This window comes from Olivibacter sp. LS-1, from assembly GCF_008245145.1.
Classification (GTDB): Bacteria; Bacteroidota; Bacteroidia; order Sphingobacteriales; family Sphingobacteriaceae; genus Olivibacter; species Olivibacter oleidegradans.
The window spans coordinates 1,273,853-1,295,606 of sequence record NZ_CP041643.1 but is presented as its reverse complement, the minus strand read 5'-3'; the positions used below and the strand labels follow the sequence as shown (position 1 = coordinate 1,295,606).

Genomic DNA, 21,754 nt, shown 5'->3' with positions numbered 1-21,754 from the left:
CACCTAGCCTATAGCATAAAGCTTAATACCTCTTATAACCAATAACAAATCATTATCTTTGCCAAAAAATTAACGCTTTGACACAGACATCCAGCATACAGCTTTTGACTCCTCAATATTGGAAAGACTATGAATTGATTGATTCCGGAAATTTTGAAAAATTGGAACGCTTCGGTCAGCTTGTACTGATTCGTCCGGAACCGCAAGCAGTTTGGCCAAAAGCGCTGAATGAAGGAGAATGGAACAAACTTCACCATATCCGTTTCAAAGGCCGTTCGGCTACTACCGGAGACTGGCTCAAGAAGGATGCTAAGATAGCTGATAGATGGCATATCACCTATAAAAATCCTGACGTAGAAATTAAGTTCCGGCTGGGACTTACCTCCTTTAAACACGTAGGCATATTCCCCGAGCAAGCGGTTAATTGGGACTATATCTCATCGACTGTCAAATCCTTTAAAACGCCAAAGCCAAAAGTTTTAAACCTCTTTGCTTACACCGGCGGAGCTTCGTTGATCGCTCGGGCCGCAGGCGCCGATACGACTCATGTTGACTCCATTAAACAAGTGGTTACCTGGGCAAATGAAAACCAGGAACTCTCGGGTTTAGCAGATATACGCTGGGTTGTAGAAGACGCTTTAAAATTTGTTAAGCGCGAACTAAAAAGAGGGAATAAATATAATGGTATTATCCTTGATCCACCAGCTTACGGCCACGGCCCCAAAGGGGAGAAATGGAAATTAGAAGACCACATTACCGAAATGATGTTGGATGTGGTTAAGTTATTAGACCCCAAGGAACATTTTTTAATCCTCAACACATATTCCCTAGGTTTTTCCTCTGTAATCGTGGAAAATCTTATCAAAAGCGCTTTCCCTTCGGTCAAAAATTTAGAGACGGGCGAATTATTCCTTCAAGCCACTGCTGGAAGTAAATTACCTTTAGGCGTATTTGGAAAATTCAGAAGCTAACGTGAAATAGCACCACCTACAGTTGCTTACAATTAATACTTAAGTCGCGGCCCTTTTTCAGTCCGGATAATATCCCTTTTATTATTGTCGTTACTTTTATTTTGGAAATCAGTAGGATTTTATTCGGACCTTGTTCGGAGCTTATTCGGATAAAAGCAAATAAAATCCTAATTTTTTCCGAATTTTAATAAAATAGTTACTAGTTTAGTAGTATAAATCGTATATCAACATCTCTAAAGTTGATATTGTATCTAGGAACCTTTAATGATAATCCGTCATGGGAAGAGTAACTAATGGAGCTAACGGCCCAATTTCAGGAAAAGTAGGAAGCGTTGTATTCTGCAAGTGGAAAGGAATCGACTATGTTCGTGGATTACCGCGTATCAACAAAAACCGAAAACCTACCAAATCACAAGCCAAGCAGCGCAGCAAGTTTAGCTTTATGCAAGAAAAGTTGAAACCCATAGTTCCTCTTGTTCGTTTAGGTTTTATGAACTACGCGACTAATAGAACCGGTCACAATTCAGCCATGTCGTATAACTTGAAGGAAGCTGTTTTAGAAACAACCGATGGTTATAAATTGGACTACGAAAAGTTCTGTTTTAGCAAAGGAATCCTTCCTCCACCCGAAGGTGTTCAGGTCGAGCAGAAGAATAAGAAGCTTTATATTAGTTGGAAAAATACATCCATAGACTCTAAACTGAACCGGAACCGAACCATGCTGCTCTTATATCCGGAAGACAGGTTAACTTTCGCAGAAGCAAAACAATTCGGGAATTGTAGGTTTGAACTGCATGACGAGATCGCACTACCTGCAGGACTTAAAATTGGCACGAAGCTTCACCTTTATTTGTCATTTTTTGCTACGGATGGTAGCAACAATAGTTCAGATAGCGTATACGCGGGCGTTATAGAAATTCAATAATTTTCCTACCTTTACTTTAAGCAGGTTCTTATTCCCTGTCGAATAACATTATTTGACACGACGGTCCTCTTTTGTTGCTAAAACGGTAACAAGACACTCCTTTGTACGTCTTAATAATCATGGAACACAACGAAATCCCAAAAAAGAATAAATTCATTGTCTGGCTTAAACGGCTTGGTTTCTGGGGTTTTCTTTTCTTTTTACTGAAAGGAATTTTGTGGCTGATATTGGGCTACTGGGTGTTTAAGCAATAGTAAAGCCAGCTATTTTTTAATTTTTAGTTTTTTATGCTTACTATTGCTATGAACAAACCTAATGCATATCATGATTCATTCACACGAAGAGGAAAAAAGTCTAATTCTTCTTATCAAGGATGGGAATGAAGTTGCCTTTCGCCAAATTTATGATCGCTATCGAACAAAAATTGTCAGTTTTGCCTATCGGTTTCTAAAAAATGAAGAAGATGCAGAAGAAGTCATGCAAGAAACCTTCATTCGCTTTTGGCAAGCAAGGGATAGATTGGATCATAGCTTTACCGCAGCACCACTTTTATTTACTATTTCCCGTCGACTTGTATTAAATGAATTGCGAAAAATTGCCCAATCGGAGAAGGCTATTGCGGAGTTATTGGAAAAATCCGACAGACTAGATCATCTTTCGCAGGATATCATGGCTGCAAAAGAAATCGATGAAAAATCTAAAGAAGCGCTGAATCAACTTTCACCACAACAGAAAACAATTTTCTGCCTCAGTAGGTATGAAGGACTAAGCCATGATCAAATTGCCGAACGATTACAAATCTCTCCTCATACGGTTAACAATCATTTGGTAGAAGGCCTGAAAAAAATCCGAAAACATTTGTTACGATACGGCTTAATCCATTTTTTTCTCCTTTTCTATTTTTGATTTAAAAAATTTTCCCGGTAGCCTAGTTATCCTTTAGCTTTCCTGTGTATTGACTTATAAAGAGCTTTGACGAAGCTTCAAAAAGGTCACATATGGATCAAACACGCCTACGCGAACTATTGGAAAAACTAGCGAGTGATCGCATTACGGCAGAGGAGCTGCATAGGTTAATGCAGGCTGTTCAGGACGACACCTATACAGAGGAGCTTGATCAGGCATTAAGGCGGTTTCAGGATTTACCGATCATCCCCCACTTGGATGACCAAGAACAATCCCTCAAAAGTTATCAGCAGATTACTTCCGATAAGCGATTTTTACAAGCTCGCAAACAAAAACGCCTCTATCTGACTTGGGTTGCGGCTTCACTGGCCTTGATATTAGTCGGTGCGCTTTTATATCAAAGGCTGTCTTCTCCACGGGAACATTTACGGAATGCATTTACCACTACCTGGACGGCCCCATTGGGCGAGCAACGACAAATTGAGTTGCCTGACGGTACCTCCGTTTGGCTAAATGCAGGTAGCCGATTAGATATTCCGCGCAACTATAACGATAACGATAGGCGCGTGGTTTTAGCCGGAGAAGCTTATTTTGATGTTCAATCCAACAAACAAAAGCCATTCACTGTGGAAACAGGTTCTCTTATCACTAAAGTATTGGGAACCGCATTCAACATTAACAGCTTCGATGCATCGCATATCGCTGTAACAGTCCGGCAAGGGAAAATAGCCGTTCAGCATCAGGCTGAAACTGTATCCTTGTTAACCGCAAATCAACAGTTGATTTATAATGTCCATACCAATCACAAGCAAGTACATGATGTAAATGCCACTGCTATGATTGCTTGGATTCATCAGCGATTGCGCTTCGATAACATAAGCATGGCAGATGCAGGAAAGGCCTTGGAAAGATGGAGTAACAAGACCTTCATTTATCGTAATGACGCCATCCGCGGTTGTCATTTTACCGTGTCCTTCCATGAAGGAGAGAATTTGCGGGAAATGTTAAATGTCATTAGTGCACTGAACAACTTTAAATATGAAATAAAAAATGACACCGTGTACCTCGATGGTAATGGCTGTGAATAGCGTTCCGCTTAAACCCTAAAAAAAAATGATGAACAGACGAACATATCCTCCCTAAAAAGGCAGTCACATTGGCGGCAACCAATGTGACTACACATGCAAATAAGGGATTCTTGCGGCAATCCCTCAGTATTAAACCCAATCTTAACTAGAGATAAGCTTAATTATGCAAAATTATGAATTTTAAACCAACCTATCTCATTTTTATTATGAGAACAGCCAGTCTTATAGCCTTTTTGATACTTTTTTCTTTTGGCCTGTTGCTAGCTGAAAAAACCAAAGGCCAATCCATTTATAAGGACTACATTTCCTTTTCTCATCAAGGCTCGCTGGAAAGCGCCCTTTTAAAGATCGAGTCGCTCAGCAACTATCGTTTCGCCTATAAAGCCAAAGAGGTAAAAAACTACCAAACGATATCGATATCACCCGCCAAACGTTCAGTTGCCAATGTTCTGGATAGGTTATTAAAAGGCACCTCTTTATCATATCAATTGCAAGGCGATTATATCCTGCTGAAAGAGAAGAAGGAAGGTCTGCCAAAGTCCATTAGTGATCAGCAGGATTTTCCTGTTAGCGGAAAAGTGCTTGATGAGGCAAAACAGCCCTTAATTGGCGTATCCATTAAAGTAAAAGGCACCAATGTAGCCAGTCGTACCGACGATCAAGGCCACTTTATGGTCAACGCCACTCCTCAATCCATTCTGTCTATTAGCTACTTAGGCTACGAATCCCAAGAAGTGGCAGTTGGAAATGGGCAAGACTTACAGATTGTACTTAAATCAATAGAGGCCGCTTTGGACGAAGTGGTGGTAGTTGGCTATGGAACACAACGTAAACGCGATTTAACCGGTGCCGTTGGGCAAGTGAGCGGCACGGACCTCCGTAATATGCCAATTCGAAATGCGACAGAGGCCCTACAAGGTCAAACGGCAGGTGTACAAATCACTTCTACCGGCGGAAGCCCCGGCACACCTCCTGCTGTTCGAATTCGTGGAATAGGTACGGTAAACGATAACAATCCACTCTATGTGGTAGATGGACTTCCTCAGAATGACATCGGTTGGTTAAATCCCAATGATATTGTGTCCATTGAAGTCTTAAAAGATGCGTCGGCTACCGCCATATACGGTTCAAGGGCAGCCAATGGGGTCGTTATGGTTACCACGGCGAAGGGGAACGCTGATGGTGACAAGCTAAACAGCCAAATATCACTGGATAGTTATATCGGCATCCAAAATCCGATAAAAACTTATGAGATGATGAACGCTTCGGAGTTTATGGACTACAAGAATCTAGCAAATATCAATGCAGGTTTAGATCCCTATTTTTCGGAACAAAACAAGGCAGAGGTGTTACAATTTCTGCGTGCCAACACAGGAAGTGAAGCGGGTACCAATTGGTGGCAAGCGATCAATAATAAGAATGCCTTAGTGCAAAATCATGATATCGCCATTTCCGGTGGTGTTAAAGATTTAGCCTATCGGACCAGCTTGAGTTATATGGATCAAGAAGGGATTATCAATGGATCGGACTATGATCGATTATCTTGGCGGACTAATTTCAACCATAATTTACGCAGCTGGCTAAAACTATCGGGGAATATTGGACTCATTAATGAAGGTAGAGGCAATGTGCTTGAAAACAGCCCAGGTTTCAATACCGCTTTTATCGCTTTCGTAGCCGATCCGATCTCACCCGTGTATCGGACTAATTTAGTAGACGTTCCCGACTTTTTACGATCGGGATTGTTCCTTGATCGCATTGATCAAAACAATCCATGGTCGTTTTACAGTCCCATTTTAATGACTAACAAGGAGAATCCGGTAGCCCAGACCGAGATCTACAAAAACAATCGATGGAAGGGAACGGCTATTAAGGGAGGTGGATCAATTGACATACAGCCCTTAAGCTGGTTAAAACTGAGAAGTAACTTTGGCGTGGATTTAGCCAGAGGGACCTCGGATTATTTTTCACCGAAATATTATTTAGATGGCGATCAATTCAATGTGGACGCCACGGTAAGTAAATCCAATTCAAAGACGGATTACTATGTGTGGGAGAACACAGCCACATTTGATAAAGAATTCGCCGATCACCACGTAACGTTCTTGGTGGGTACCTCGGCAGAACAATGGAAAAGCGAATCCTCCAGCGCCTCGAAACAAGGGTTAGTATCCAATGATCCCAGTCAGTGGATCATTGATGCCGGCACCATTAATCCGCAGGCATCCGGTACCAAATGGGAGATGGCACTTAATTCTTACTTCAGTCGGCTTTTCTACGCTTATAAGGACCGCTATATGCTTACGGCAAATTTCCGCTACGATGGTTCCTCCAACTTTGGCGAGGATAAAAAATGGGGAGCTTTTCCTTCACTTTCCGCTGGATGGAATTTTGCTGAAGAAGACTTTATTAAGCAATGGTCGTGGCTCAATTTAGGGAAGCTTCGGGTAAGTTGGGGAAAGATAGGTAACCAAAACATCAGTCGAGGTGCTTATCTAACCACCTTTTCGGGCAATATGGGCTATTATCTATTCGGTCCACGCAATCCACAGTTAATCGGTGGCAGTAATTACATCGGAAATGCGGGGATAAAATGGGAGCAGACTGAGCAGCTGGATATTGGCTTAGATTTAGCCTTCTTGAACAACAAGCTGAACCTAACAATAGATGCCTATCGCAAAACCACGGATGGGATGTTACTGAATGTTCCTTTGCCGGCTTACCTCGGCTTTCCGAATAGTCCCTGGTCCAACGCCGGTGGCGTCCGTAATAGCGGATTGGAATTCGATCTTTCGTACCGTAATAAAATCGGAGATTTTGGTTATTCCATTGCTGCCAATGCATCAACCTTTAAAAACAAGGTCTTGAGTTTAGGTGGGGGTGAGCCTATTACCGGTGGTGGTTGGATCAGCTACACAACTACCCTGACCGAAGAAGGCATGCCGATCGGTTATTTCTACGGCTTCAGGACAAATGGCATTTTCCAATCGCAACAAGAAGCCGATGATTATATTCAAGAAGGCGCCCGTCCAGGAGATTTGCGTTTTGTAGATGTCAACGGTGACGGGACCATCAACAATGCCGATCGCACGAATTTGGGTGATCCCTTTCCTGATCTGACCTACGGACTCCGTTTAGGAGCAGATTATAAGCACTTCGACTTTCAGCTGTTAATGCAAGGTACCTTAGGCAATAAAATCATGAACATTGCTAAGATCGACATGAAGTCGGGAGTAGGCTGGTACAATGCGCCGAAAGAGTTGTTAACCGAGGCCTGGTCACCAAGTAATCCAAGTCACACGCAGTTCGCGATTAACGCTTCCAATCAGAACAATTTGCAAATATCCGATTGGTTAGTGGAAAATGGGTCATACCTACGGATAAAGAGTGTGCAATTAGGGTATACGCTGCCGGATGCTTGGCTAGCAAAGGCCAAAATTCAACGTATTCGCGTGTGGACAGGAGCGTACAACCTCCTCACCTTCACTTCCTATTCAGGTCTCGACCCTGAGATTGGCAGCGGTTCCCCCTTAAGTATGGGAGTAGATCAAGGTTATTACCCACAGGCAAGATCATTTATGTTTGGTATCAATGCAAACTTTTAGACAATGAAAAGAACGATAACGTATATAGTCATAACGGCTTTCGGCCTTATCGCCAGCTGTAAGCGTGACTTTTTGGAAAGAGACCCTTACGGCGTACTGGACGAAACAGATTATTTTAAGACCGACGGTGCCGGCTTAAAGTTGGTGACGGGCTGTTACCAACCAATGCAAGACGGATGGGGTTACACCGTTAACAAAGTAGCGATTGGCGATGAAAGTGTCGATAATGCCGATGCGGGAGGTTCCGATCCCGGCGATCGGCCGCAAACAACGGAAGTAGGGCGCGGTCGACCTCTTTCTTCCAATCCCCTATTATTTGAAACGTGGAGTAATCGATATCGTGGTATTGGCAGATGTAATATCGCCCTTGATGCGCTGAAACGAGAAAGAAGTAACTTAGTGGAAAACGGAGCACCCCTTCCAAGTGAAGCACTTGCCCGTTATTTTGCCGAAATAAAGTTTTTGCGCGCTTGGTATTATTTCGATTTAATTACTGTATTCAAGGAAGTTCCCCTCTTAGTTGCTGTTGAAGACCCTTCTACACGAAAGGGGAAGGCCAGCATCGAAGAGCTCCGCAACCAGTTGTACATCGATTTAGACGAGGCTATTGCCGAGCCCAATTTTCCACGATCGTCCGAATTACCCGACAATGAAACCGGACGAGCCACCAAAGATGCAGCTTATACGCTTAAGGCACGAGCTGCACTTTTTTTTGCCGGATTAATGGAACAGGGCAAAATGGAGGGAGATGCATTAGGTGAATATCTCATCGCAAAAGAAATGGCGGGAGAGGTCGTTAACAACGGACAGCTCCAATTGCTACCCGATTTTCAGGACTTATTTAGAGGTGATTATCAAGTCGGCCCCTTCTCAAAGGAATGCATTTTCGGTGTGCTGCGAAAATTCGATCCAGCTTTTGGCTTAGCGGGCGACCCCTTTGCTATTATGAATGTAGGCAGAAATAATGTAGGCGGCTGGGGAGGAAATACCCCAACGCGCGATCTGGCAGCGGCATATGATCCGGCTGATCCACGCAAAATGTTTACCATTATCAGTCATAACGACATTTTCAAAACTTCCAGCGGAGGAGAGGAAATACACAACTATCGCGGTTATTTTAACGACTATAATTTGCAACAGAGTCGTAAAGCCTTTGTACCACAAGCCTATCGGCAACAAAACGACTTGCAACGTAGCAATTGGCAGCCGTATTGGATCCGCTATTCCGAGGTATTGCTTATCTATGCAGAAGCCATTATACGAACAGGTGGCAATCACGCAGAAGCATTGAACTACCTGAACGAAGTACGTCACCGTGCCTACGTAACGACCTCCAAAGTTGATGAACCCGCTATTTATCGCTTGTTTGCAACCGGTCTCAAAGCCATCGATGAGGCTACTTTTGCAAGCCGTTACGCCATAAAGACCTCTGATGATATCTTGCAAGCCATAAAGAAGGAGCGTCGATTCGAATTAGCCCTCGAGGGATTCCGACTATACGATCTAATACGTTGGGGTGAATACGCGAACACTATGAAAGCCTTCCACCAAAAATACGGCTTTGCCGATAAAGGACGTGATGCCAGTGAAAACAGCTGGCCTTTCCCTATACCTCAAATTGAAATTGATCGCTCCAATGGAGTATTAGTACAAAACAGCAATTACTAACATGGATTTAACACGAAGAAAATTTATAAAAGAAAGCACCGCCTTGGCGGGATTCACCATTGTTTCCAGTCATGTCTTGGGTAAAACTTTGGGATACGTGGCGCCTAGCGACAAGCTGAATATAGCCGGCATAGGTGTTGGCGGCATGGGTCGCCGCAATTTAGCTAACATGAACACTGAAAATATTGTCGCCCTTTGCGACGTAGACTGGAAATATGCACAAAAGACTTTTCAGGATTACCCGAAGGCAAAACAATATAAAGATTGGCGGAAACTATTTGATGAAATGGGAAATTCTATTGATGCCGTTATGGTAGCAACTCCCGACCACAATCATGCCGTCATTACTGCCCATGCTATTACTTTGGGAAAACACTGTTACACGCAAAAGCCGCTTAGCCATTCTGTATATGAATCGCGTCTCTTAACCAATCTAGCCTCTAAGTATAGAGTAGCCACACAGATGGGTAACCAAGGCAACTCTTTTGACTGGTGCCGACAGGTTGCCGAATGGATTCAATCCGATATTATCGGAGAAGTGGAAGAAGTACACTGTTGGACCAATCGCCCGATTTGGCCACAAGGATTGATGCAACCCGGCGATGCCATGCCTGTGCCAGATACCCTTTCCTGGGATCTTTTCTTAGGCCCCGCCAGCAAACGTCCGTACCACAGTGTTTATACGCCCTGGAACTGGAGAGGTTGGTGGGATTTCGGTACCGGCGCATTAGGCGATATGGCCTGCCATATTATGGATCCCATTTATTGGGCTTTAGATTTAAAGTACCCCATTAAAGTTAATGGCAGTTCAACGCTCAGTAATTTGTATTCACCACCTCATGCACAAATGGTGCAGTATACTTTTCCGGAGCGACCGAAAAAAAGAAAAGTAAAAATGCCGGAAGTAAAGGTTCATTGGTATGACGGGGGATTGATGCCCGAAAGACCGGTGGAACTCAGTCCCGGCATGATGTTAGGCGACGAGAATGGTGGTATTCTCTTCATTGGTAAAAAAGGAAAAATCATGACCGGATGTTATGGCATGAACCCAACCCTTTTACCAGTGAGCGAAATGGAACATTTTGAGCAGCCGACGCCTTGGATTCCGCGGATTAAAGGTGGAAATGGAGATATTTGGAGTACCAATGCCCACGAGCAGGAATGGATTCGCGCAGCCAAGGAATCTCCGGAAAATCGCACGGAGGCCAGTTCGCATTTTGGATTCTCCGGACCATTTAATGAGATGGTGGTGATGGGTGTATTAGCTGTTCGACTACAGGGCCTACACCGCGACCTGCTGTGGGATGGTGAAAATATGACCTTTACCAATATTGGAGATCAGGATAAAATCAACATCGTTTCGGTGGACGAGTTTAAAGTAGTTGATGGTGATCCCCGATTTGATCGTCGTTTTACGGAGTTCGGAGCTAAATCCATTGCAAACGAATGGATAAAGCATACTTACCATAACGGATTCCAATTGCCCGAAATGCCGATCGACTAATATGGTTTAATAAGTAATCGCCGGTGTCGTTGATCTGTTATGCGATCGACGGTACCGGTCTTAAATATAAGAGAATTCATCATGAAAAGATTAGAAAGGAACCTGATAACCGTATTTTTTACCGCCTGCTTAATTCTATACAATTTTCATTACGCGGCAGCACAATCCCCAGAGGTAAAGACCGATTGGAAACTTGCCGTCCAGTCGTATACCTTCCATAAGTTTACACTGATGGAAACCTTAGATAAAGTACAAACTTTGGGACTGCACTACCTTGAAGTTTACCCGGGGCATCCCTTGGGCGCAGGGTTTGGCGAATTAAACTTTTCGCCGAGTTTATCAAAAGAAAATCAAGAGAAATTAAATCAAGAGGCTGCAAAACGAGGTATAAGGATCATTGCCATGGGAGTGGTTGTAACGGAAGCTGCCGAATGGGAAGCTTATTTTTCCTTTGCCGCAGCCATGCATATGGAGTACATTAGTGCCGAACCGGCCTTGGCCGATTGGGACTTGGTCGAAAAGCTTGTCAAAAAGTATAATATAAAACTGGCTGTCCATAACCATCCCAAGCCTTCATTGTATTGGAGTCCTAACGATTTATTGAAGGTGATCGGTCACCGCGATGCGAGGATCGGCTCTTGCGCAGATGTGGGCCATTGGAGACGAGAAGGGCTGAATCCGCTGGAATGCCTTAGGAAGTTAAAGGGGCGTATACATGCACTCCATTTCAAAGACATCACCTCTGGTAAGCGTTCAGCGCACGAGGAAATGCCCGATACAATCTGGGGTACCGGCATACTCGATGTAAAAGCTATGTTAGCTGAACTAAAACAACAAAATTTCAAAGGAACCTTGGCCATCGAATATGAAAACAATTGGGAAAATTCGGTACCTGATATACAAAAAAATTTAACTTATTATTCCCAGGCTTTAAAGGAAATTAATCCATAAAGGCACAAGCTAAGCATCTGTAACAGGAAATAACTAAATTGCTGCAGGTATCATTATAAACAAAAAGAGCATGAATATATCGGGGAAGGCGAAAGCGCAGCACACGTATGATGTCATTGTAATCGGTTCGGGCATCAGCGGTGGTTGGGCGGCCAAAGAATTTTGTGAGAAAGGGTATAAAACGTTGGTATTAGAACGGGGTCGAATGGTCAAACACCTGGAAGATTATCCTACGGCGATGCAGGATCCTTGGCAATTCACACATCGAGGAGAGCTACCGGAAGCGGTGACGACTAACAATCCCATTGTGTCCCGTTGCTATGCTTTTGACGAAACAACACAACACTTTTTTGTAAAAGATCAGGAACACCCATATGTGCAGGAGAAGCCGTTCGACTGGATAAGGGGCTATCAAGTTGGCGGCAAGTCCCTACTTTGGGCACGACAAACGCAGCGTTGGAGTGATTATGAATTTGAAGCCCCGGCACGGGACGGTTTTGCGATAGACTGGCCCATTCGCTATAAAGACCTGGCACCATGGTACAGTTATGTAGAAAAGTTTGTTGGAATCAGCGGGACCAAAGATCAGATTCCGAACCTTCCCGATAGCGAAGTGCTTCCTGCTTTCGAGATGAATGCTCTAGAGAAGCACCTTAAAGAACGAATAAAAGCCTCTTATCCCAATCGCCATGTCATCATTGGTCGTTGTGCCCACCTCACGGCACCACAAAAAATTCATGTAGCCCAAGGAAGAGGCCAATGTATGGCTCGGCACCTCTGCCATCGGGGATGCCCATTCGGTGCTTACTTTAGCAGTAATTCATCCACACTACCCTGGGCCGATGCTACAGGTAATCTGACCTTATTGACCAATCAAGTGGTGGAATCTATTCTGTACGATGAACAAAAGGGCAAAGCAATCGGTGTGCGTACTGTGGATAGCAAAACAAAACTTGTAAAGGAGTTTTATGCACGCATTATTTTTGTTAACGCATCCGCTCTTAACACCAATCTTATCCTATTAAATTCGAAGTCAGCCCGCTTCCCCCAAGGGTTGGGCAATGACAACGGCTTACTTGGCCATTACATTGCCTTTCATAATTATCGTGGCAATATATTGGCCAGCTTTGATGGGCTTCGCGATCAATATTATTACGGACGACGCCCCACCAGCATTTTTATGCCTTCCTTTCGCAATGTATTCCGGCAGGAGACCGACTTTCTACGAGGTTATATGATCGCCTTCAGCGCTAGTAGAGCAGGATGGAGCCAACAGCTGGAAGGAATTGGAAGTGATTATAAAGATCAACTCACAGAGGCCGGTCCGTGGCAGGTTTTCATGATGATGCAAGGAGAAACCATCCCTCGATATGAAAATCATGTCCGCCTAAGTAACCATGAAAAAGATCCGTGGGGCATTCCGCAATTGATTACATCCGTTGACTATACGGATAATGACGTAAAACTTATGCACGATTTTCTGGAACAGGGCTCTGCTATGCTCGAGCAATCCGGTTGTAAGGTCGCAGCAAGGATTGACCGTAAAGATGCACCGGGCTTGGATATACATGAAATGGGCGGGGCACGCATGGGAAAGGACCCCAAAACATCGTTGTTGAATAAGTGGAATCAACTTCATCAATGTAAAAATGTATTTGTTACCGATGGTGCCTGTATGACCTCAACCGGTAATCAAAATCCATCCCTGACCTATATGGCACTTACAGCAAGAGCAGTAGATTATGCCGCTACGGCACTTCAAAAGAACGATGGAACCGTTTGACATCCATAAATTCCAAATATGAAAAGACGAGATTTTATAACAGGCATCACTATAGGCAGCACCTTTTTAGCCAATATCCCTTACCTATCAAATGCATCAGCTCATGCGCATGAAAAGCACAAACAGAAAGAGCTTAAGTCCGACATTGTCATCGTTGGCGGAGGCTTAGGCGGATGCGCGGCAGCTTTAGCCGCGCTGCGCCATGGATTGTGCGTTACACTGAGTGAAGAAACCGATTGGTTGGGAGGTCAGCTCAGTCAACAAGGCGTACCTCCCGACGAGCACCAATGGATTGAAACCCATGGTGCACCCGCCTCATACCGCGCTTTTCGTGATCGCATACGTACGTTTTATAAACGCAATTATCCATTAACGACCGAAGCAAAACAGCGCACCCATTTAAATCCCGGAGATGGTTCCGTTTCACGCCTATGCCATGAGCCTAGAGTGGCTGTTGCCGTCCTATTGGAGATGTTAATGCCTTATTTAAGCTCCGGTAAATTAACCTTACTCACGGATTATCGAGTTATAAAAGCCGCTATTCATCAAGATCAGGTCACCGCAGTACTTGTGAAACATCGGCATGAGGATCATGAACTTACTTTAAATGGTCATTATTTTATCGATGCTACCGAGCTCGGTGATCTGCTCCCATTAACCGGTACGGAATACGTTACAGGTACCGAATCCAAAAAGGAAACGAACGAGCTGCATGCCCCGGAAGTCGGCAAGCCTGAAAACCAACAGGCTTTTACTATGTGTTTGGCTATGGACTATCAACAAGGAGAAAACCACGTGATTGATAAGCCGGAACAATATGATTTTTGGCGTGATTTCATACCGAAGATGGTCCCCTCCTGGTCGGGTAAATTGTTGGATCTCTCCTATTCCAATCCGCGTACATTGCAGGCCACTACACTCGGCTTCAATCCAACCGGTGAAGCGACCAATAAAGCGTTAAACCTTTGGAATTATCGAAAAATCATCAACAGACACAATTTTTTACCCGGGGCCTTTGGCGGTGACCTCAGTATAATGAATTGGCCACAGAACGATTATTTTTTGGGTAACTTGATCGATGTACCGCCCGCCGTATATGCAAAGCACCTGAAAGCAGCAAAGCAGTTAAGTTTATCCCTATTTTACTGGTTACAGACGGCCGCTCCAAGGTCCGATGGTGGTGAAGGGTGGCCCGGCCTTCGTTTACGGGGTGATGTATTAGGGACCGCTGACGGGTTAGCTAAGTACCCGTATATACGCGAATCGAGACGAATAAAAGCAACCTTTACCATTCTCGAAGAACATGTGGGAAAGGAAAACAGAGGTTTGGTTGCCGGACAATCCGCAGCTAGTAAAGCCGCTGATTTTTTTGACAGCGTGGGTATCGGGTACTATCATATCGATCTCCACCCGAGCAGTGGTGGCGATAATTATATCGATTTTAGTTCGCTCCCCTTTCAAATTCCTTTAGGTGCATTCCTTCCCATACGCATGAAAAACCTGCTCGCCGCCAATAAAAATATTGGAACCACTCATATTACAAACGGCTGTTATCGTTTGCATCCCGTGGAATGGAGTATCGGAGAAGCCGTTGGTTTGTTAAGTGCCTATGTTATTCGAAAGAAATTAACACCCCATCAGGTTAGAAATGATCAGCAGCTATTGAACGATTTTCAGCGTTTCGTTCGAAAGGAAGGGATAGAGACCAATTGGCCGAACGCTATATGAGAGCCCAAAGTCCAAGAACATTATTTTATTTAGTATCCATATACAGGGCCTCGACTTCTAGATCGCTAAGTCGTCTGTTATAAAACCTAAGGTCATCCATTTGTCCCTTGAAATATGTTAAATAATTTCCTGCGTGGCTGCCATAATTCCATTCTGCCCCTACCGTTTCCTGATTAACATCGTCTTTCTCGGCCAGACTCCAATTGGGCAAATATAATGACGATAGCTCTTTTTCATTATCGACATAGACTTCAACCAGTTCTTCGGCATCGGACCAACGCACAACAATGTGATGCCAAGAATTAGGACGGAGAACAGAATCTGTGTATAATGGCTCCGGCCACCCTTCGCCGGTGGGCACTCCCCATCTAAAAAGCGAAAGAAGCGATATTTTTCCTTCTTCAATTACAAGTCTATATCGGTATAAGGCAAGTGTATGAACACCGCCAACAAAAAGCGGTAATTGCTTATTTAAATGAACATCTGGACTCTGTAACCAAAAAGAAAGAGTACCGATTGAATCAGCTAAGCCAGCATCCAGATCCAAATAATTTCCATCTAGACAAAGTGCGGAATTAGGGTTTCCAAAACGGTCAGTTGTATATTTTGCCCCATGTGTATCATAATTTAAGCCTGATATCGTTTCAATGCTATTTCCGGAAAATGGGAAGTTATATCGCAAGCCATTTCGCAAATCAACGTCTTCAACTGGATCTAACCTCGCCTCTTTATTACAGGAAAACAAAATGATTAAAGTTATTAAACTGACAAAATGGTGAAGGGTAAATCGTGTTTTCATAAGGTTTTTTTATTCCGAAACCAAAATTATCTAAAAGACAGAGATTAAAAATCTCAATTCCGGCATCTGTAAAAAAAATGTATATTTTAACTTTCCAATCTGCACATTATTGCACTATAGCTTGATTTATTCTTTCCTCCATTCCTCACTCTCATCACAAAAAATAAAGCGGATATCTCACGACAACCGCTTTACACTAACTAAACTAAACAACTATATAAACAATCTATATAGATACTTTATGAACAAAAAAACCTAACGTTTATAACCTTAACTCGGAATAAAAGAATCCGGCTTCTACAATGTGTTATGAAACCGGAAACTTTAACCAACCAAACCAAACATGAACCATGTTATTTTTCAAGCCTACAAACTTCTTTTATTTAGAACGATTATCGATAGTGCAAGTATAAAGTTTATTTAGAACAAGTACAAATAATAAAGTTATTTTCATGATATCCCCTTCATTATCAATATCATTCATTCTACTACATAGGTATGCGGTAAATTTATTTTATTTTTGTATTACCTTACCGTTTCTATTCTAAACTTTATGATTAAAATAGGTTTTCGATCGCCTTTTAGGCTATTGCTTTTCATCCCCGCCTTGCTAGCACTTGCGGGTTATTCCTGCGCTCAGGTTAATACGGTAAGCGACAAGCTGGCGCTCGCAGATACCTTACAAAGCCAAGCAAGCTTCGATGATACGACAGTGGATAGTATCAGTTACTACCAAAAGTTACTAGCACTTGCCAATGGCGATACGGCAAACCGATGGCCAGTGAGTCCACAGCCCTTGCCTTTAAAAGGCGCTTTGCTTCCCGAACATCGGATTATCGCTTACTATGGAAACCTATATTCTAAGCGCATGGGAATACTAGGTGAACTTCCACCGAAAGAAATGATCAGGCGGCTCAATGAGGAAGTTGTACGTTGGAACGATGCCGATAGCAGCACCAAAGCCATTGCCGCCCTGCATTATATCGCGGTAACCGCCCAAAGTGACGCCGGTAGAGATGGTAAACACCGCCTGCGCATGCCCGACAAACAAATAGATTCCGTTCTGAATATTGCTCGGCAACATGGTAACTTGCCTGTATTTTTAGATATACAAGTCGCCTTAAGTACTTTGCAGGAAGAGATTCCGAGGTTGGAAAAATACCTGCGACTGCCTCAGGTACATTTGGGAATCGATCCGGAATTTTCAATGAAGGATGGGAGCAAACCCGGTACCCGGATCGGCAGCTTCGATGCCAGGGATATCAATTATGCGGCCGATTTTTTAGCTCGTTTAGTAAAAGAAAGCCAATTACCTCCAAAATTACTCGTTGTACATCGTTTCACTGCCGGTATGGTGCGAGACTATAAGAACATTAAATTACGCCCCGAAGTGCAGGTTGTTATCGAGATGGATGGCTGGGGACCTCCCGCTCTAAAGAAAGCAACTTACCGCCAATTTATCTACCGGGAGCCCGTGCAATTTACCGGTTTTAAATTATTTTATAAAAACGATTTAAAACAGGCTCCAAAAAGAATGCTGACTCCAACTGAATTATTGCAGTTGAAGCCAGCACCAAGTTATATACAATATCAATAATACATGCCTAATTGATCGATCACTTAGGCTTTTTCCAAGCTCTTAAGAAATTTTTGCAATTTGGGTTGTATTACAGCCGCACAATAAGGATTATCCGGGTTATTATTAAAATAGTCGTGGTGATAGTCCTCTGCTTCATAAAAAGTTCTAGCCTCTACCACCTCGGTTACAATGGGATCGTCAAAAATCTTCTCTTCTGTCAGTTTGTTGATTAAGGTCTCGGCCTCAAACTTTTGTTCCGGGCTATGATAAAATACCGCTGAACGGTATTGCGTTCCTATATCGTTCCCCTGTCTGTTCAAGGTAGTGGGGTCATGGGTTTTAAAAAATATGCCCAATAGTTTCTTATAAGAGATCTTTTGCGGATCGTAGTCAATCTGTACTACTTCTGCATGCCCGGTTTCTCCTGTACAAACTTCCTTATAAGTGGGATTTTCTTTATGTCCTCCCATATAGCCGGGTAGCACGGAATTAACGCCGTCAAGCTGCTGAAAAATAACCTCTGTGCACCAGAAGCAGCCTCCTCCAAATGTCGCCTTCATAAACCTAAATTAAGAATCCAAAGTAAATACCATCCCACCGGGACGGTCGTAAGCTGCCAGCCGTCAGCTTTCATTATTGTTATCAATTTATAAAATTTTTCACACTTTAAGCCAGTTGGTATAACATATGACTTAAGGCTTGCATTTAAACCGCTTAGTCATCGATCTTATACTTTTGCTCTTAGTAACAGGCAATTTGCAGGAGATCATTAAAACAATGATTGTTGTCCACTATCATCCAAGTCGATATCATCCGGATTGGTAATTTCCAAGTCAATTTTTGGCTTTGGCTTCTCGGATGGCTCCGAAGGAGCTACCGTTTCGTCCTCTACCCTTTCCTCATCCGGGTCTGCTATTGCATCTTCCCTCTTTTTCTCTTCATCATGTCCGGTTACATACGCTTCTTCTCCAGACAACAACGTAACTTTTTTGACATCGTGTGAACTAAGCCTATTTCCCTGTGCCTTCATTCCTTTCACATCAACAATTTCATTCAAATGTTGTTCGATTGTTTCCGGAATTTGCGTCTTTCCTTTCAATACATCCAATTTAATGATTGGATCCTTTCCATTTGTAAGAAGTACCAATTTAGAACCAGCCTCCTCGTTGATAATGAAGGTTGTTTTACCGATGGGTGTATTTTCGAAAACGAATCGTTTCACGAGGTAGTTTCCGGTCTTGCCATCGATATGTATTGCAGTAAAAACTTGCTCCGGATTATATTTCTCAATTCGCAGCATTTTCGGATCGAAATGATTCGTAAGCTCAAAACTGCTTAAGCTATAGGTGCCATCGGGCATTACGATCAATATGCGATCATCCCCATCAAATTCGCCTAAATACTTCCCTCGGCCATCTACATTCAACCGATTCAGCACCTCATCGAACCAAATTTTTCGTCCGGCTAAGGTAGAGACACCCTTTGATTTCAGGATAATCTTCTTAATGGGATATTTGCTAACAATGTTACCCTGCGAGGCCCTACCCTTAATCGCAATTTCGGCAAAGTCTAGATCAAACTGTAGTTTTCTCAGTTTGGAATGCGGCTTAAGCTGTACATTTACTATCTCAGCCTCCCCGTTCGGATTTGCAGTAAAATAAAGCACCTTTGATCCTTTACTTCCTTTGGTCAGATCGTATTCCTTATCTCTCGTAACACCTAGTATCGAAAAGCGCTTGACATAGGATATACCTGTTTTTGCGTCCCGATAGATCATGTTATAGACGGTACGCTCATCTCCCTTTTTGAAAACACCAACATGAATGATATCCTTCCCAACAAACACTTTATCCTGCACTTTGGTTACCAGGCAAGTACCGTTCTCTAGGAATGTGATAATATCATCGATATCTGAACAATCACCAACATATTCATCTTTCTTTAAACCTGTTCCAACAAAACCATCTGCTCGATTTACGTATAGCTTAACATTGGCTAAGGCCACTTGTGAAGCTTCGACTTTTTCGAATATGCGAATCTCTGTTCTCCGCTCACGACCTTTACTATATTTATCCTTCAATTTTTGGAACCAGGCGATTGCATAATCCGTTAGATGCTTAAGGTTGTATTTGACTTCCTTTATCTCATCCTCTAAAGCTTTCATCTGCTCATCCGCCTTTTTCACGTCGAAGCGGGTGATGCTACTCATCGGTTTATCGATTAGTTTTTTATAATCGTCAGGAAGTATTTCGCGATAGAAGCGGTCAAAGAAGGGTGTGAACAAACGATTTAAGACGTCCACAACAATCTCAAAATTACCCGCGTTCTCATAATCAGGATGCTTATACATCCCTTCCTGAATAAAGATCTTTAGTAAGGAGCTGAAGAAAATCTTTTCCAGCAATTCATTTAGGCGAATCTCCAATTCCTGCTTGAGTAGACCTTTTGTATGTTTTGTATTTTCGATAAGCACATCATTAACGCTCATAAAATGTGGCTTATCATCACGAATGACACAAGTATTCGGTGATATAGAAACTTCGCAATCAGTAAAGGCATAAAGCGCATCAATTGTTACATCCGGAGAAATCCCGGGGGCTAAATGCACTACAATTTCCACTGTTGCGGCTGTATTATCTTCTATTTTTTTGATTTTAATTTTACCTTTATCGTTTGCAGCGATTACGCTATCGATCAAACCTCCGGTTGTAGTTCCATAAGGGATTTCAGTAATAGCTAGGGTCTTTTTGTCGCGCTCTTCAATGCGTGCTCTCACTTTTACCTTTCCACCGCGCATGCCTTCGTTATAGGCGGAGACGTCAGCCAATCCACCTGTCGGAAAATCCGGCACAAGGTTGGGGCGTCCGCCACGAAGAACTTCAATCGATCCATCCAGCAATTCTACAAAGTTATGAGGCATAATTTTCGTAGCCAAACCAACCGCAATACCTTCAGCACCTTGAGCTAATAATAAGGGGAATTTAACCGGTAAGGTAACCGGTTCACGATTTCGACCATCATAACTCAATTGCCACTCGGTGGTATCCGGGTTGAAAACAACGTCATTGGCAAATTTACTCAGACGTCCTTCTATATAACGAGGCGCTGCTGCAGAATCACCCGTTGTAGGATCCCCCCAGTTCCCCTGACAATCGATGAGCAGATTTTTCTGCCCGATCTGAACCATGGCATCACCAATTGAGGCATCGCCATGTGGATGGTATTTCATGGTATTACCGATCACATTGGCGGCCTTGTTAAAGCGCCCGTCATCCATTTCTTTTAATGAATGGAGAATACGACGTTGTACCGGCTTTAAACCGTCGTTGATATGCGGCACCGCCCGATCAAGTATGACATACGAAGCATAATCCAAAAACCAATTCTCGTACAAACCGGATATTGGAATCGTTTGGTTATGGCTTAGAGCCTCGTCGTTATTTCCTGAAAGTTCGTTATTGTCTGTTTCTTCGCTCATTTTTTTATAGCCTTTAGGTATTAGCTTTTAGCAATTTGCTTACTATTTCCGATGCCATTTTTTGTCATTGTGACGGTAATAACTCCTTAAAGCTATTCATGACATCATTAAGCGCCGTAAAAATACTAAACATTTTGGTATTTAAGAGAGGAATTATGGGTAGCAAGTTCAGCATTTCAAAAGGAACTTTTATTTAGTTACTTTTATTCGTTATCGTTTGTTTTAAAAGGCACTCATGCTACTTCGTGGTTTTTTCGCTAATTCATTCTTTTTAAAGGAGCTCAAGCTTTTTCAAGGTCCGTAAAAGGTAACCAAAACCGACCGTAGGAAGCTCATGAACACCTTTAAAATAAGCAATGTGTGAATAAACTCATCGCTTGGAACTTTGCTACAGACAGACGTAAAATCATATCCGTCCAAAACGTTAAATAATAATTAGGAAATATGGGAGCTCCGTTGGTCGGTTTACTTAAAAAATAGAACGATTATTTTATTCAACTTTTCTTGATAAAAGTTGAGCAAAATCAAGGCGTGTGTAGGCTACCTTGCATCTGATGGCAAAGCATTCATGGCGCGTATTGGAGCCGTTTCACTTCCTCAATCCGCTTGGGTAGTGCAACATGATCAGCGATGCAAATGCTTTGCTGCTCGTTGCTTCGGTATCCTCCAAGGCCATTTTACCCACGCACAGGGCTATATTAGGGCTGAAGATAATAATACGTCCGGTTAAAAGTAAAAGCCCTACGTTCTAAAAAATGCCGCCTCCAAA

Annotated in this window: 15 protein-coding genes; 12 read left to right on the top strand and 3 right to left on the bottom strand. The window is 43.0% G+C overall.

Annotation, left to right across the window (positions count from 1 at the left end; translation table 11 throughout):
* Positions 1-77: 77 nt before the first annotated feature.
* The 10 genes from FKG96_RS05275 (at position 78) to FKG96_RS05225 (ending at position 15,129) form a co-directional block, all read left to right on the top strand.
* Complete coding sequence (locus FKG96_RS05275) at positions 78-971, top strand: class I SAM-dependent methyltransferase (protein WP_130854432.1); 894 nt, start codon at positions 78-80, stop codon at positions 969-971.
* A 277-nt stretch (positions 972-1,248) separates the two neighbouring features.
* Positions 1,249-1,896, top strand: coding sequence for a DUF6266 family protein (locus tag FKG96_RS05270; RefSeq protein WP_130854433.1), 648 nt, complete (start codon positions 1,249-1,251; stop codon positions 1,894-1,896).
* Positions 1,897-2,220: 324 nt separating this feature from the next.
* Positions 2,221-2,802, top strand: coding sequence for an RNA polymerase sigma factor (locus FKG96_RS05260; RefSeq protein WP_013664951.1), 582 nt, complete (start codon positions 2,221-2,223; stop codon positions 2,800-2,802).
* A gap of 92 nt (positions 2,803-2,894) precedes the next feature.
* Positions 2,895-3,890, top strand: coding sequence for a FecR family protein (locus FKG96_RS05255; RefSeq protein WP_130854435.1), 996 nt, complete (start codon positions 2,895-2,897; stop codon positions 3,888-3,890).
* A gap of 173 nt (positions 3,891-4,063) precedes the next feature.
* Entirely contained in the window at positions 4,064-7,495 is a 3,432-nt protein-coding gene (locus FKG96_RS05250; protein WP_130854436.1) for a TonB-dependent receptor, read from the top strand.
* A 3-nt stretch (positions 7,496-7,498) separates the two neighbouring features.
* The gene (locus FKG96_RS05245) at positions 7,499-9,163 is read left to right on the top strand and encodes a RagB/SusD family nutrient uptake outer membrane protein (protein ID WP_130854437.1); all 1,665 of its coding nucleotides are present in this window, start codon (positions 7,499-7,501) and stop codon (positions 9,161-9,163) included.
* 1 nt (position 9,164) lies between these two features.
* On the top strand, positions 9,165-10,667 hold the full coding sequence (locus FKG96_RS05240; RefSeq protein WP_130854438.1) for a Gfo/Idh/MocA family protein: 1,503 nt from the start codon (positions 9,165-9,167) through the stop codon (positions 10,665-10,667).
* Between the two features lie 81 nt (positions 10,668-10,748).
* Positions 10,749-11,618 (top strand): sugar phosphate isomerase/epimerase, encoded by an 870-nt coding sequence (locus FKG96_RS05235; protein ID WP_130854439.1) that lies wholly within the window; start codon positions 10,749-10,751, stop codon positions 11,616-11,618.
* Between the two features lie 70 nt (positions 11,619-11,688).
* Positions 11,689-13,401, top strand: a complete 1,713-nt coding sequence (locus tag FKG96_RS05230; protein ID WP_130854440.1) for a GMC oxidoreductase — start codon at positions 11,689-11,691, stop codon at positions 13,399-13,401.
* 18 nt (positions 13,402-13,419) lie between these two features.
* Entirely contained in the window at positions 13,420-15,129 is a 1,710-nt protein-coding gene (locus FKG96_RS05225) for an FAD-dependent oxidoreductase (RefSeq protein ID WP_130854441.1), read from the top strand.
* 25 nt (positions 15,130-15,154) lie between these two features.
* On the opposite strand, the gene FKG96_RS05220 is transcribed toward FKG96_RS05225, so the two are convergent.
* On the bottom strand, positions 15,155-15,928 hold the full coding sequence (locus FKG96_RS05220) for a LamG domain-containing protein (RefSeq protein WP_130854442.1): 774 nt from the start codon (positions 15,926-15,928) through the stop codon (positions 15,155-15,157).
* Positions 15,929-16,481: 553 nt separating this feature from the next.
* Between FKG96_RS05220 and FKG96_RS05215 the strand changes: the two genes are divergently transcribed.
* Positions 16,482-17,525 (top strand): hypothetical protein, encoded by a 1,044-nt coding sequence (locus tag FKG96_RS05215; protein WP_130854443.1) that lies wholly within the window; start codon positions 16,482-16,484, stop codon positions 17,523-17,525.
* A 23-nt stretch (positions 17,526-17,548) separates the two neighbouring features.
* Here FKG96_RS05215 and msrA read toward each other — a convergent pair whose 3' ends face one another.
* The gene (gene msrA, locus FKG96_RS05210) at positions 17,549-18,067 is read right to left on the bottom strand and encodes a peptide-methionine (S)-S-oxide reductase MsrA (RefSeq protein WP_013664942.1); all 519 of its coding nucleotides are present in this window, start codon (positions 18,065-18,067) and stop codon (positions 17,549-17,551) included.
* Between the two features lie 209 nt (positions 18,068-18,276).
* Entirely contained in the window at positions 18,277-20,985 is a 2,709-nt protein-coding gene (locus tag FKG96_RS05205) for a DNA gyrase/topoisomerase IV subunit A (RefSeq protein WP_149105167.1), read from the bottom strand.
* A gap of 514 nt (positions 20,986-21,499) precedes the next feature.
* Here FKG96_RS05205 and FKG96_RS05200 point away from each other — a divergent pair.
* The gene (locus FKG96_RS05200) at positions 21,500-21,715 is read left to right on the top strand and encodes a hypothetical protein (protein ID WP_130854445.1); all 216 of its coding nucleotides are present in this window, start codon (positions 21,500-21,502) and stop codon (positions 21,713-21,715) included.
* The last annotated feature ends 39 nt before the right edge of the window (positions 21,716-21,754 follow it).

What these genes read in the sequence shown, in the direction of transcription:
- FKG96_RS05230 (WP_130854440.1), top strand. Translation starts at nt 11,689, where the DNA reads ATGAATATATCGGGGAAGGCGAAAGCGCAGCACACGTATGATGTCATT.
- FKG96_RS05205 (WP_149105167.1), bottom strand. Translation starts at nt 20,985, where the DNA reads ATGAGCGAAGAAACAGACAATAACGAACTTTCAGGAAATAACGACGAG.
- FKG96_RS05235 (WP_130854439.1), top strand. Translation starts at nt 10,749, where the DNA reads ATGAAAAGATTAGAAAGGAACCTGATAACCGTATTTTTTACCGCCTGC.
- FKG96_RS05220 (WP_130854442.1), bottom strand. Translation starts at nt 15,928, where the DNA reads ATGAAAACACGATTTACCCTTCACCATTTTGTCAGTTTAATAACTTTA.
- FKG96_RS05260 (WP_013664951.1), top strand. Translation starts at nt 2,221, where the DNA reads ATGATTCATTCACACGAAGAGGAAAAAAGTCTAATTCTTCTTATCAAG.
- FKG96_RS05255 (WP_130854435.1), top strand. Translation starts at nt 2,895, where the DNA reads ATGGATCAAACACGCCTACGCGAACTATTGGAAAAACTAGCGAGTGAT.
- FKG96_RS05215 (WP_130854443.1), top strand. Translation starts at nt 16,482, where the DNA reads ATGATTAAAATAGGTTTTCGATCGCCTTTTAGGCTATTGCTTTTCATC.
- FKG96_RS05270 (WP_130854433.1), top strand. Translation starts at nt 1,249, where the DNA reads ATGGGAAGAGTAACTAATGGAGCTAACGGCCCAATTTCAGGAAAAGTA.
- FKG96_RS05225 (WP_130854441.1), top strand. Translation starts at nt 13,420, where the DNA reads ATGAAAAGACGAGATTTTATAACAGGCATCACTATAGGCAGCACCTTT.
- FKG96_RS05245 (WP_130854437.1), top strand. Translation starts at nt 7,499, where the DNA reads ATGAAAAGAACGATAACGTATATAGTCATAACGGCTTTCGGCCTTATC.
- FKG96_RS05250 (WP_130854436.1), top strand. Translation starts at nt 4,064, where the DNA reads ATGAATTTTAAACCAACCTATCTCATTTTTATTATGAGAACAGCCAGT.
- msrA (WP_013664942.1), bottom strand. Translation starts at nt 18,067, where the DNA reads ATGAAGGCGACATTTGGAGGAGGCTGCTTCTGGTGCACAGAGGTTATT.
- FKG96_RS05240 (WP_130854438.1), top strand. Translation starts at nt 9,165, where the DNA reads ATGGATTTAACACGAAGAAAATTTATAAAAGAAAGCACCGCCTTGGCG.